Origin of the sequence: Planctomicrobium mucosum (assembly GCF_051466335.1) — a bacterium.
Lineage (GTDB): Bacteria > Planctomycetota > Planctomycetia > Planctomycetales > Planctomycetaceae > Planctomicrobium.
The window spans coordinates 23345-36939 of record NZ_CP195793.1; the positions used below are offsets into that span (position 1 = coordinate 23345).

4 protein-coding genes are annotated in these 13595 nt (G+C 53.1%); 3 read left to right on the forward strand and 1 reads right to left on the reverse strand.

Going from position 1 to position 13595, the window contains the following annotated elements:
- Window positions 1–42: 42 nt before the first annotated feature.
- The 3 genes from SH668x_RS00080 to SH668x_RS00090 all read left to right on the forward strand — a co-directional run bounded on the left by SH668x_RS00080 (window position 43) and on the right by SH668x_RS00090 (window position 8747).
- Complete coding sequence (locus SH668x_RS00080) at window positions 43–1257, forward strand: peptidylprolyl isomerase (RefSeq protein ID WP_437186669.1); 1215 nt, start codon at window positions 43–45, stop codon at window positions 1255–1257.
- Window positions 1258–1582: 325 nt separating this feature from the next.
- Window positions 1583–6211 carry a hypothetical protein gene (locus SH668x_RS00085; protein ID WP_437186670.1) on the forward strand — a complete coding sequence of 1543 codons (4629 nt, stop codon included), beginning with the start codon at window positions 1583–1585 and terminating at the stop codon, window positions 6209–6211.
- Window positions 6212–6503: 292 nt separating this feature from the next.
- On the forward strand, window positions 6504–8747 hold the full coding sequence (locus tag SH668x_RS00090) for a hypothetical protein (protein WP_437186671.1): 2244 nt from the start codon (window positions 6504–6506) through the stop codon (window positions 8745–8747).
- A 28-nt stretch (window positions 8748–8775) separates the two neighbouring features.
- Here SH668x_RS00090 and SH668x_RS00095 read toward each other — a convergent pair whose 3' ends face one another.
- Window positions 8776–13395: an outer membrane protein assembly factor BamB family protein gene (locus SH668x_RS00095; protein WP_437186672.1), complete on the reverse strand. Its 4620-nt coding sequence runs from the start codon at window positions 13393–13395 to the stop codon at window positions 8776–8778.
- Between the last annotated feature and the right edge of the window lie 200 nt (window positions 13396–13595).

The following is a 13595-nucleotide window of genomic DNA, read 5'->3' on the forward strand; positions in this document are numbered from 1 at the left end:
TTTTCAAAAAATCAGATTCCCTTCGTACCTGAAGTCCCTTCCATGTCACGCAAATACATCATGATCATGATCTTGCTGACCTGGGGGTGTGGCACGAAGAACTATCAGGTTGCCAACCCGGTCCTGGGTCCCCCCCCACCCCGAGTTCAAAACGCAGCCGAATTGCAGAGTAAAGAAGATCGATCCACTCTCGGGTTGGTGAAGTCGGCATCTGCTTCCTCTGATATCCGAACTGTCAGTCACGAGGCTGTAACGCCATTGGCGGACAGCGACGTCGTTGCTTACATCAATGGTCGACCGGTTCTCGCAGGCGAAATTCTCGAACGTTACGGCGGAGGATTTCAGAAGCAGAAGGACATGCTGAAAGTCGGAATCACTCAGCGAAAAATCTCGGAAGAGGATGCTCAAAAGGTCATACGAAACACTCAGGAGAAGCTCATCCGGCAGGATCTTGACGCATTGATTGATACGACGTTGATGGCAGATGCAGTTCGTTCCAAACTCAAGAAGGAACAACTGGAAAAGATCAATGAGCAAATTGCGGTCTACTTCGAGAAGGAGCGTGTCTCTCAACTCAAAGCAGACTTGAATGTCGCGACTACGCTGGAACTCGAAGGGATGCTCCAAGAGCAGGGAACTTCTCTGGAGACCTTGAGAAAAGCCTACGGAGATCAACAACTCGCGTCCCAGTATCTGCACACAAAGATGGGCGAAGACCCTCGTCCCAACCGTGCTGAAATCATTGCGGTCTATGAATCGCAGCGAGAGAAGTACGAGAGGCCACTTCAGGTGAAATGGCAACAGTTACAGATCAACATCAAGCCTTCGAATAAATCTGATGCCAATGCCAAAATGGAAGCTGCGCAAGCAGATCTGCGGGCGGGTGCATCATTTGATGAAGTCGTGAAGAAATACTCCGATGGTCCGATGAAGTCGAATGGCGGCCATTGGGATTTCACGAAACCAGACAGTATCGCGAACATTGATGTCCGCGAAGCCGTTTCAAAATTGAAGCCAGGACAAATCAGTCCTGTCATCGTATCGAACACCTCTTTGCAGGTGATCAAAGTGATCGACCGTAAAGAGCAGGGTTTCCAGCCCCTGGAAGAAGTTCAAGAAGACATTCGGCAGCAGATTATCGGAGAGTTTCGCAAACGCAGAACCACCGAGGTTCTTCGCGAAGTCCGAGAAAAAGCTGTCATCGAAACCATGTTTGGTGATGACTACCAACCTGGAAAGGGTGTTGAAAATCTGTAGATCTCACTGGGCGAATTCGGCAACACTCGCCGGACAAACCACTCAAACAGGATGATTCATAGAAAATTATCTGGCCCGTATTGACCCATTCTTGCGGGCTGAATTATTCAGCATCCAGAAGCACCTTTCCCCCCCTTTTCCTCTCTCACTTCCCAGTTGCGCCAACCGAGTCAGGCTTTGTCAGTCCCTCCCCCCGGGATGTGATGGATGCCTTTCAAAAGCGGCGGCCATTCCCCCTTTTCATCCATCAGCGGCAAACCGAGTCATGGCGCAAAATCAATCAAGCCTGCATCAGTCTGATCAAAGCTATACGGAGGGTCCAACCTTGTTGCGAACTTTTGGAATGTTGATGTGCGGCAGTCTGCTGACTACGAGCCTTTGGCTCGGGTCTCAGGTGAATGCACAAGACGCTCCTCAAAAAGGAGCTGACCCATTCGATGCTCTGAATCGTCCGGCATCTTCTTCGGAAGCAGCTGGCTTTTCAGATCCTGTATCTGTTGCCGATGTGAAACATCGGCGAATTCAGGATCAGCTGAGAATGGCCCGTTTGAAACTGCAGTTAGGCGAGTATCAGGAATCAGCACGCCTAACCGCAACTGCACATCAGATGGCAACCGAGTGGAAGGTCGTCTACGGCGCGAAAGATGTCACACCTCAAAAGGTGATGGCAGAAATCCGTGCTGTCGCTCCAAATCTTCCAGAAGCTCAGTTTGCACTGCCAGTCGCTCCAACCGGTGCTAATGCCGGCAGCATTCAAATGGCAGGAAAAGCTGCTCTTCCTCTTTCCTCTGAGAAAGAGCAAGCGGTTCAACTCCTCGACAACGCGAAATCAGCCCTGATTGCAGGCAATTTCGATGCAGCGAGAGTTGCAATTGAAGCTGCAATGCAGATGGACGTCACATACGGCCCGAACGAGATGCGGCCAGAAATGCTTCTGGCAGAGTTGGCTCGCCGGCAACCCGCTCGCTCTGAAGGACCTTCCGAGAGTCTGGAACGGCTGACCGCTGTCAGCAATCAGGCCATCGTTCCAGTGAAACCCGCTTTCACGAAGGAAATTTCGGAACCGGCTACCCCAGAGGCTCGCAAGGCTGCCGCTGTGCAAATGGTTGCACAGGCCAAAGCTGCAATGGATGCGGGTCGCATGGACGAGGCCAGACAACTGGCAACGCAAGCCCAGACAATGAATGTCAGCTGGGGACTGTTGGAAGTTCAGCCTCAGCACATTCTGGCTGACCTTTCCCGAGTCACGAACACTCAGATTATCGCTGCCGCTCCTGTTCCATCTGAGAACAGCACCGTGCAGTCGACTCAGCAGAACCGTGAGAAGGCTCTGGCCATCCTGAAATCTGCACGTGAGCAGATGGAAAACGGCAATCTGGAAGAAGCTCAGAAGCTGGCCACTCAGGCACAGGCACTCGAAGTTTCTTACGGACTGTTCGACGATCGCCCAGATTTGCTTCTGCAGGAAATTCGCGTCGTTTCTTCAAGAAACATGGCGCCAGCGAAGACTGCGGAAGTCTCTGCCAAGCCTGCGGCTGGTTCACCAGCTCAGACTAAAGCCGCTGCCGTCAATCTGCTCGCAGAGGCTCGCCAGGCAATGCGAAGTGGCGATCTCGCGACAGCGGGACAGAAGCTCGATCAGGCTTCCACCTATGAGGTAACTTTCGATCTGTTTGAGGATAATCCTGAAACAGTCCGTGAAGATTTGAACCGCATGGTGGCTTCCGGAAAATCGCAGAATGCAACAGTTGCAGCACAAGCAACTCCAGCCGCTGGACTTTCTCGTGAAGAGCAGAAGGCTCAGGCTGCGTCGATCCTCGCTGCAGCCCGTGCGGATCTGGAAGCAGGACGCCTGGAAGAAGCACGTGCCAAGACAAGCCAGGCAGCAGCATTCGACGTCGCTTACGACCTGTTTGAAGACAGCCCAGAACGGCTTGAAGCAGAAGTTGCAATGGCCGCCCGCAGCGGTCAGGATTTCTCAGCTAACGCTGCTCCGGCAATGCCTTTGGCTTCCAGCAATGCTCTCGACCTGACAGCCAATGAAGGTGCAACAACCGTACAGGCATCAGCTCGCGATCGCAAAGTTGTGAATTCCGCTGGCATGTCTGTGCAGGAAATCTACGATCAGGGAATCAATCACCTGCGAGATGGAGATCGGGAAGCAGCTTACGAGTTCTTCCTTCAGGCTTATCATTCCAACGAGAAGCTGGATCCAAACCGCCAACAGCAGTTGCAGGATAAGCTCCGCGAACTCGCACCTCGTCGTCAGAAGATCCAGCAGGCAAGCAACGAAGTTGCGACCACTGTGGATGGCCTGATCGCACCGGGTGATCCTGCCCGCATCGACGCAGTCACCCAGACTCAGGCTGCGAAGTTCGATAGACTGCGAACAGAATGTCTGAACACGATCTTCCGCGCAGAAAAAATGCGTGAGAAGCAACCAGAACAAGCTTTGACCCTGCTGAACCAGACTCTTGCCAACATTCAGGAATCTGACATCAGCGATGAGCAGAAAGAATCTCTGTCAGCCTGGGTAAAGAGTTCACGGTCGTCAATCGACTCGTACGTCAACATGCACAAACCAGTGCTTGAACTTGAGCGTAAGAACGTTGAAACCAAAGACCTCATTGAGCGTCAGATTCAAACTCGTGTTCGCGTTGAACAGGAACTCGCGACACTCGTCGACAAATTCAATGAATTGTTGAAGCAGAACCGATTCGCAGAAGCTGACTCTGTGGCGAAACAAGCCCACGCTTTGGCTCCTGATAATCCTGTTACAACCACGATGACACTGAAGGCTCAGTTCGCGATGAGAAATGCGAACAACAAGGACCTGAAGAACAAGAAAGAGGAGGCGTTCTGGAGTGTTCTCAATGACGTAGAATGGTCTGCCGTCTCAGACGTCGGCGATGCCAATCCAATGGCATTCCCGAAAGACTGGAAGGAACTGACTGAACGTCGTAAGAACGTCTCGAACGATGGCCTGCTCCACACTGAAGCGGAAATGCGTGTTCGTCGCAGCCTGAGCAATCCTGTCTCGCTGCACTTCGAAAACGCTCCACTTTCGGACGTCATGAAGTTCATCTCTGACACTCAAGGGATCAACGTTCGTATCGATGAAACCGGTCTTTCAGAAGAAGGTGTGACTGCGAGTATTCCGATCAGCATCTCTGTCGATGCGATTATGCTTGAAAGCTCACTGAACCTGATTCTCAAGCCACTGAACCTCGGCTTCTCGATCGAGAACGAAGTTCTCAACGTCACCAGCCGTGCCCGGATGCAGGGAGAATTGAAGACTGTTGTGTATCAGGTCGCTGACTTGGTCGTTCCAGTCGGAAATACTTCACCTGAAGTGAAGGCATCTCCATCCTTTGGTACCGACGTTCTCAACTCCCCATTGCAGAGCGTTCCAGCGACCAGCGGCCCACGCGGCCAAGGCTTCTCTCAAGTGGGAGCACAGCCTAACGGCGAAGCAATGTCAACATTGACCGGTTTGGGTGCGAACGGATCCATGCCATTCGCTGGCTCCGGACAAACCAATCACGGATTCGAAGCGTTGACAAGCCTGATCACATCGACCATTTCTCCAGAGAGCTGGCTCGAAATGAAGGGTTCAGGAACTGTCAGCCAACATGAAAGTACGTTGAGTCTCGTTGTTCGACAGACACAAGCTGTTCACCAGGACATTGCGGATCTGTTACAGCAGTTGCGACGTCTGCAGGACCTGCAGGTCACGATTGAAGTTCGCTTCATCACCGTGAGCGATCAGTTCTTCGAGCAGATCGGTATCGACTTTGACTTCAACGTCAACGACACAGTTGGTGGTCCACGCGTCAACAACGACTTCTCCCCAATGCGTCCGTTCGGAAGCGTTGACCCGACCTGGGGAGGAACAGGTGGAGGAGATAACGGAGGGAACAATGGAGGGAATAACGGCGGGAATAACGGCGGAAATGCGTCCGCTACATCCCGAATGGCTCCATTCGGCGAAGGCCCAACCCTGAACTTGCAGGACCGGGACCGCTGGGGATCCAAGACTGTTGTCGGATTGCTGAACAACAACCAGACCTTCTCACCGAATCTGGACGTTCCATTCCGCCAAGGATCATTCGATCTGGCAGCCCCGACATTCGGTAACTTCGATCCGAATGCAGGACTCTCGTTCGGTATGGCGATCCTGAGTGATATTGAAGCCTTCATGTTCGTTCGAGCAGCACAAGGTGACCGTCGTTCGAACGTATTGAACGCACCGAAGATCACTCTGTTCAATGGTCAGCTGGGTACCGTGATCAATGCGACTCGACGTCCATTCGTCGTCTCCCTGACACCTGTAGCAAGTGCCTTCAACATTGGTTACCAGCCACAGATTGAATGGATTCCAGACGGAACGACTCTGACTGTCCAAGCGGTGATTTCCGCGGACCGTCGTTACGTCCGACTGAATGTCTCTCCTCAGTTCCAGAACATCACTGACGTCTTCACATTCTCCTACATCTCCGGAGGCGGTGGAGGAGGAACTGGTGGTGGTATCGGCGGTGGTATCGGCGGCGGCGGCATCGGCGGCGGCGGCGGTGGCATCGGTGGAGGAATCGGTGGAGGTGGAGGAATCGGCGGCGGCGGCGGTGGAATCGGCGGCGGCGGCGGAATCGGTGGTGGTGGAACTGGAACAAGTGCCGGTGGATCCGTCACCGTCCAGCAGCCAGTCATCGCTCAGGTCTCCGTGATCACCTCCGTGAGCGTTCCAGACGGCGGAACCGTCCTGCTCGGGGGAGTGAAGTCTCTCCGCGAAGGTCGCAACATGGCTGGGGTTCCAATCCTCAACAAGATTCCATACATCAGTCGTCTGTTCAAGAACACTGGTGTGGGTCGTGAAACGACAAGTTTGATGCTGATGGTGACCCCACGAATCATCATCCAGGAAGAAGAAGAGGAAATGTTGGGAATTCCTGACTAATCCTACGGAATGCGTGAGGCCCTCCTGTCTGGGAGCACCACGTATCGAGTTGAAGGTCGCCATGCAGGTCCAGCATGGCGACCTTTTTTTATTGGCCGGGCAGCAATTTCCCTGTTTCCCCCTCATATTCCGGTTTGTCACCAGGGGGCTTGGTCAAGTATCGTGCAGGGACCTCAATTTCACTGAAGCACCTGCCCGGCTACTATCATGCGAGTGATAGCCGAGTGTTGATCCCAGAAATATTGACGTCACGATGCAATTGAGTTTCGAACCGGTCTGGAGTTGGCCCTGGATGGGAGTCGCTATCGTCAGTATTCTGGCGCTGGTATTACTCACCTATCCCCAACGGGTCCGATCGCTCGCTCCATTCTGGAGAAACCTGCTTATCAGCTTGCGAGTTGCAACGGCGCTCGTCCTCTTGTTCATGATGCTCCGACCATCTCTTCAGATCTCGGAGAAAGACCAACGCCAATCTGAAATCGTTGTGCTTCTCGACAGTAGCCGAAGCATGACGACAACGGATGCCGCGGGCGGACTCTCTCGCCGACAGGCGATGATTAAAATGTTGCAGGATCATCAGCCAGAGTGGAGCAAACTCGCAGAAGAAGTCGAACTCAAGATCTACGACTTCGCGGGAAGCCTTCAACCGGTTGAATCACCGGACATCAACGCGACAGGTGAGCTCACTGCGATCGGAAAAGTTCTGGATGAACTTCGTGAGTCGACACGCGGAGACCGACTCATTGGTGTCTGGCTGCTGAGCGACGGAATGCAACGTGCAGGGGGCGGTGACGATGTCGACCCGCTACTGGCTGCACGCCGTCTTGTCGAAGAGCAAGGAGTTCCCATTCACTCCGTCGTCTTCGGGACTTCAGAGCTGTCCAGTGCAGGAATCGATCTTTCCATCGATAACCTGATGCTGGATCAACCGGTGACATTCGAAAAGAAAACGGTTCCAGTACGACTTCAGGTGCGACTGCAAGGAGTCGCGGGAAAGCCTGTGAAAGTTCGATTGCTGATGGAAGACCGGACCGGCAAATCGATCGGGGAATCTGGGCCGATGATTCCTATTCCTATGACCGGAGATTCAAAGCCTTTTGCCGAAATCCGGACGAATGAGAACTCCAGCGTGATGAATCTAGAACTCTCCTTCGTGGCGGAGACTCCTGGAGAATACAAGATCGCTGCTGAAGTTGTTCCAGAACAAGGTGAGATCAAGCTGAACAACAATGTTCTGGCGACCTTGCTGACGGTTCGCAAAGGAGGGTTGCGAGTTGCCTACTTCGATTCAATTCGGACAGAGCAGCGTTTTTTACGTCAGTTGAACGACACTGCAAAAATTCAATTGGACATGCAGCTTGTACTGTATGGTCAGAAGGGTCGAAGAACACTCATCAACCGAGAAGCGTTTCAACCGGGGGCCTACGACGTTTACCTGATCGGTGATCTCCCAGCGGAAGTTTTCAAACAGGAGAACGAAGATCTGCTTGTCGAACTGGCGAAGCGAGTTCGCGAGGGAGCAGGGCTCGGTATGCTTGGAGGGCAGCACAATTTCGGGGGCGGAGGCTATGGGGCGACCCCATTGGCAGATCTCCTCCCCGTCAAGATGGCCGCCTCGGAACGAGTTGCCCCGAACGAAAGTTCTGCCAAAAACCAGATCAGCAATTCAGTTCGCATGCTGCCGACGCGAGATGGTCAACGCCGGTATCTGATGCAACTCTCATCTGTCGACAACGATCGAACCTGGAGGCAGCTTCCTGTCATGTCAGGAGCAACTCGACTGGTCCCGAAATCGGGAGCGGTTGAAGTTTTAGCTGAGTCAGAGCAGCAGGCTCCACTCTTCATCGCGGCGGACACCGGTCGTGGTCGAGTTCTGGCGTTAGGAGTTGATGAAACCTGGCGCTGGCATCTGCGAGGCTTCGCTGCGGAACACCAGCGTTTCTGGCAGCAGGTAGTACTCTGGTTAGCACGCAAGGAATTTGATTCTGATCAACCGATCTGGGCACGGGTAGAGCCCAGAAATTTCGCCCCCTTTTCGTCAGTCCCAATTGAATTCGGAGCGCAGGACGACAAGGGACAAGCCATCGAGAATGCTCAGTTCAAAGTCGAGGTCACACAGCCGGATGGAACCATTGTTCCCCTCGCTCCTCAAAGCCTGGGAGCATCCGGAATTGCTGAGTTGCCGCAGGCGACTCAGGCCGGGGACTACTGGGTCCGTGTCAACGCGTCGAAAGAGGGAGAGTCACTCGGAATTTCTGCTCAGACTCGATTTGTGGTCGATTCGCGTGATCTGGAATTAGATCATCCTGCCTCAGATCCAGGTTTAATGAATGAACTGGCAAGCCTGACAGGAGGGACAGTTATCCCGGTTGAGGGGTTTGGCAAGTTTCTCACCGCGACGTTAGCAGAAGGCATTCCCAGCGAACTCAAACGATACCGCCGCATCAACCTTTGGGATGGATGGCCGCTGCTGCTCCTCTTCACTTCTCTGATGACACTCGAATGGGCGATCAGAAAATGGAAGGGGCTGGTTTAGAGCCTCTCCCATACGCGATGTGAAATTCCTATTGCTCTCGCAGTTGTTCATCTTGCTGAGGAGCAGCGTTGATCGGACGTCGTGACTGCTTCTCTGCTGAACCGAATTGAACGGTGATTCTCTCCTGATTCAGCCGAATGCGAGCCTGCGTCGGCTGCTTCTCAACAACCCAGCTCATTCCGGAAAAATCGGCGGCCCCTGACTTCGTCAGAATTGTCGCCCCGGTGAATCGGTTCAACACAATTGCTTCGAATCGCCCAGTCCCTTTCATCAGCAACAAGAGCGGCCAACCGGTAGGACTTTGCGTCATCAGTTCCTGAACCGGGACCGTTGCAGTCCATTTCACCTCAGAGGTCTTGCGATCAATTGAAAACACAGAACCATCAACGCTCTGATACAGCAAATCGGTTAACCTCATCGTCGCCCCGAGCTTGCGGGATGAATCAACTGGTGCATTGCTTGTAAACAGGATGTATTGATCCTCGAATTCCAACAAGGAGAACTGTTCGATTGATTGAGTCAGCGGGATCGATGCCTGGAACTCTTCCACTCCAGTTTGACCATTGCGAACACTCAGTTTTCGATCTGGGGTCAGAAACGCGATCCGGTTTCCGTTCACGACGGTCCACCGCGTCTTTTCAGGTCCTGTCATTGACCAGAACGGAACTTCCTTCACCGGGTCAAAGAGAGTGAACACAAACTTTCCATCGACCTGCCTCACCGTTGGAACTCCTCGCCCCCAATCTCCGTTTCTTCGTTCGATACATGTCAGCAGACCCGGCGGGATATCGCAGGTCTTTACGACTCCCCCATCGCTTGCACGGAAAATCTGAAATGGACGCCCGTCCGTCGGCCTGAGAATGACGTAATTCTCATCGCCGAAAACTTCTGCCCCCATTGGAATGTCGTTTCGGGTCCAAAGTTCTTCGCCCGTCACAGGGTGAATAGCAATCAGTTCCGTCCCCGCTCCGAAATAAAGGACCGAGTCTGTGAGTGGACCGACATTTCCGCTCCCCGGATCAAGCATCATGCTTCGCGTTCCAGCGAAGTAGGAGGCTGCCAATGCACTGCGAATTACAAAAACGTTCTCCTCGTCGCGAGAGAACTTGCGCATCAACACCACTTTGGGGTTCATGCTGTCAGTTAGAAAATCGATCACGAGGAATCGATCGAGAAGGACGACGAGTGCCAGATGGTTGTACGTAGTGACGTAACGGGCGAGGTCATTGGCAAACGCATAACGAGGAGCCCCGGAACTTGTCGCGACACGTCCGCGATGAATGCCGAACTGATCGAAAATTTCGAGGTTCATCGCACCTTGGTCTGTGAAGAAGGTCCAGCCGGCAAGGGCTTGGGAAGGCTGGCCGAGGTGTGGAATCTGAAACGTGGACGTCCGCACCACTCCCTGATTGCTCTCCGCAGCCTTGATTGGCTCTGGCCAATTGAAATCGACGGAATGAAGCAATTCGGCTGACCGAGGGTTCAGGCGAACTTCGGCAGCTAACGAGAACGATGTCTGATTTGTTTGTCCCAGCGGGATCTCTTTCGATTCCAGCGTCTTCACCATCTGCAACGCTGTCACACCATCGCCGATTTGCAGAGCGATTTTGAGGAGCGGCGCGGCAGCTAAAATCCGAGCCTGTTCATGATTGGAGTGATAGAGGCCAAACAGAATTGCCTCGTAAGCATGTCGAGACTCTTCAGTCGGTTCCGCTCGCGAAAGCCGGTGGATGACGATCTCTGGATCAATCCAATCGGAAGGAAGTGCAGGCAATAGCCTCAAGAGAGTTTGGATCTCAGCGTCATCCCGAATCCAGTGATTCAGTTTTGTTTTGAGCTGTTGCTGCACAGATTCATCGGATGCACTGGCCAGTTCTTCCAGACGAGCGACCACCCACCGCAGATCCGTGACAGACCAACGACTGTCCAGAGGAGTAAGTGGTTCATGGGTTGGGAGTAGCTGCACGAATTTCAGATAGCGTTCGAACGCTGGGAGGTAATTTCCGGAGTTCTGAAGCCCCAGGGCATACGTTTTATAGAACTGGATCTTCTGCTCCTGGCTCACCAGAAGTGATTCGATCTCCGGCCCTTCTGCCTGAAATTTTTCATAGTCTGTCCGCAAGCTTTCAATCAAGGCCCAGACCAGAACCTGTTGAGATCGCTCCGCGGTCTCAAGCCGGATAGCATCTTTCAGACTGTCCAAACCTTTCGAGACATTCCCTCGCTGCAGTTCCCATTCTCCACGGATCGCAAGCTCGCGAGATTCCTCTGTTTTCTTTTCACTCAACGATGCCAACAGAGATTCCACGGATTGCTGTGACTGAAATCCAACGACACCGGTGGACAGTTGCATCACGAGAGTTCCGTTGCTGGCCACCAGATTGCCGGGAACCATGCCGGATGCGAGGGGAAGTCGCGTAAGCAATCGTCCAGTCGGCAGGTCGATGACAGCAAATTCTGCAGTGGCCAGCGGCTGAAGAAACTGATCTCCCATCCGGATGCCACGTCCGCTTGGTTCCGGAAGTGGAATCGACTCTTTCCAGACCGGAGTCCCATCCTGCATGGAAATCGCCTGAATTTCATTTCGACCAACGAGGATGAGCGAATCACGGTAGGCAACCGGTGCGTAGACAAAATTGCCTCGCTGCACAGGAGTCTCCCAGCGAGGCTTTCCAGTCGAAAGGCTTAGACAAATCAATTGGTTGCTATCTGGTGGGGTAAAAACGAGGCTGTCTCCAGCGACGATCATACGAGCGTCAAACCACCGTTGATCGTCAAGAAACTCGTCGACCGCTGCAGCCACGGTATGACTTTGCGGACGAATCATGCGCATCATGATCACCTGTTCTTGCACCGCAGAACTCGGCTCACGATACAGATGACTCCAGACAACCTGACGGAGCAGGGGATCCACAGCGGTAATCGCTCCATCGCCGGTCGGGCAGATCAGGAGTCCATCTGAATACGTTGGCATTAGCCCCGCGAGTCGCGATGTAAAATCCTGAACGATGTCGCGATCGGGATTGACGAGGCCGATCGACCAGAGAATCGCTCCAGTGGCAGGATCGATATCCAACAGCTGAATCTGACCACTCTCTTCTCCAATCGCAAAAAGTCGATTGCCGACAGGAAGAGGGGGACCAAAAAAGAAAATTTCACGTTTCTCTGCGTCGTCCAGAACAGCCAGACGATCAGACACCGACCCGATAGACCAGAGCTTCTTTCCATCGCTCTCCAGAGAATAGGCTGTCAACGTATTGGAACGCTGTGGAAGCAATGCGTGACGTTGCACGTTCTGGGCAATTCGGATTCGGCTTGTTGCCCCGACGATCTGACTATTCGAGATCGCATACACATTCTCCCCATCCGTGCTCAGAGATGACGACGTCAGATCTCGCCAACCGCGAATACTGGCAAATAGCTCCCGCATTTCCTCCCGAACAGGATCGTTGGATTCGCCAGCGGAGAAGGTTTGAGTCGATAGGTATTCGAAAGTTTCATCAACGTCGACGCTATTCCATCGCAATTCCCCGGTATGAAGGTCGAAAGCCTTCACTGATCCTGGACCGGAAGTAATCACCAGGTCCCTGACAATCAACGGACGAGTCGCGGGCATGGCGATTCGCTTGAGTCGACGCGGAGTTTCACGAACCCGTTGTTCAATCGCAGCCATCAGCTGATTGTTTTCCGATGCAAGCCTCTCACCGACTTCCGGCGCAAGCATCAGTGCAGGAAAATCAAAATCGCTGTTGATCATCGGAGCTCTCCATGCATCATCGAACATGATTGGTGCATGGGCAACACGAGAAGCCTGATGGCTATCTCCATAAGGAGTCCACCACTCGTGAATCAAGGAATCTGAAACCGGCGAGAGCGGTGCTTTTTGCGAATCTTTCAGCTGGCGAATGATTTCATCGCGGTTAGGAAATAGCTGCGGATATCTGTCGAGCAGTGCTATTGCCCGAGAGCTTTGACCCAGACTTTCGAAGAGGTGCATCGCCTGAAGAAGAGGGGCAGCCCGATCGACGGTGATGGGATGAAGCGAGAGGCGTTCGAGTTCACGAATCGTTAATCCGACTTCCCCCCGATCGAGATGGATTTGAGCTAATTCCGCGAGTGCCTTCGCGCCGCTCGCTGTGTTCCCGAATCGAAAGACGATCTCTTCGAGCAAATTCTGATTCTGACTGTCGGTCGCTTCCTTGTAGAGCTGATTGGCAGCAGGACCGTAGAGGCGTTCGTACTCTTCCCTGTTCTCTCCGATGAGTTGATTCAACAGAGAAAACGTCGACCGTGGTAGCCCTTGCTCATCGAATGAGAAGAAGTCGCTGTCGCTCTCAATAATCGCCTGTAACGTCTCCAGCCCTTCTGAAGTCCGACCATCTTTGATCGCCTGAACCGCTTTGGTGACGGAAGTGGAGGTCAGCGGATCTCTTGGGAATCGTCGACTCGCCATCTCATCTCGAGATGACTCCCGCTGAAAGGGAGCGATATTTCCAGCGGGAGGAACAACCTGAGCAGAGGCTATTTGAACGGATGCGACACAGATAATGACTCCCAGAAGTATCACCCCGAGGTGAAGGGATCGTGAGATGACTCTTTGCACTGGCTGATTCGATCTTTCACCACGTGGGAAAAAATCCATTTTCATAACGCGGTCCAAAGGAGAGGCAACAGCAAATTCGACACCCTCCAATTTATCCTCTTGAGCCGCTCAGTGCGAATCGTAAGTCAGCAAATCCGATGGAGAAATGAAAAGAGCGTCCGATGCAATTGCTGCACCGGACGCTCTCTGAATTCAATCAACTTCAGAATGTCAGATGTCTTGCGAATCCGTCATTCTGAAATGCC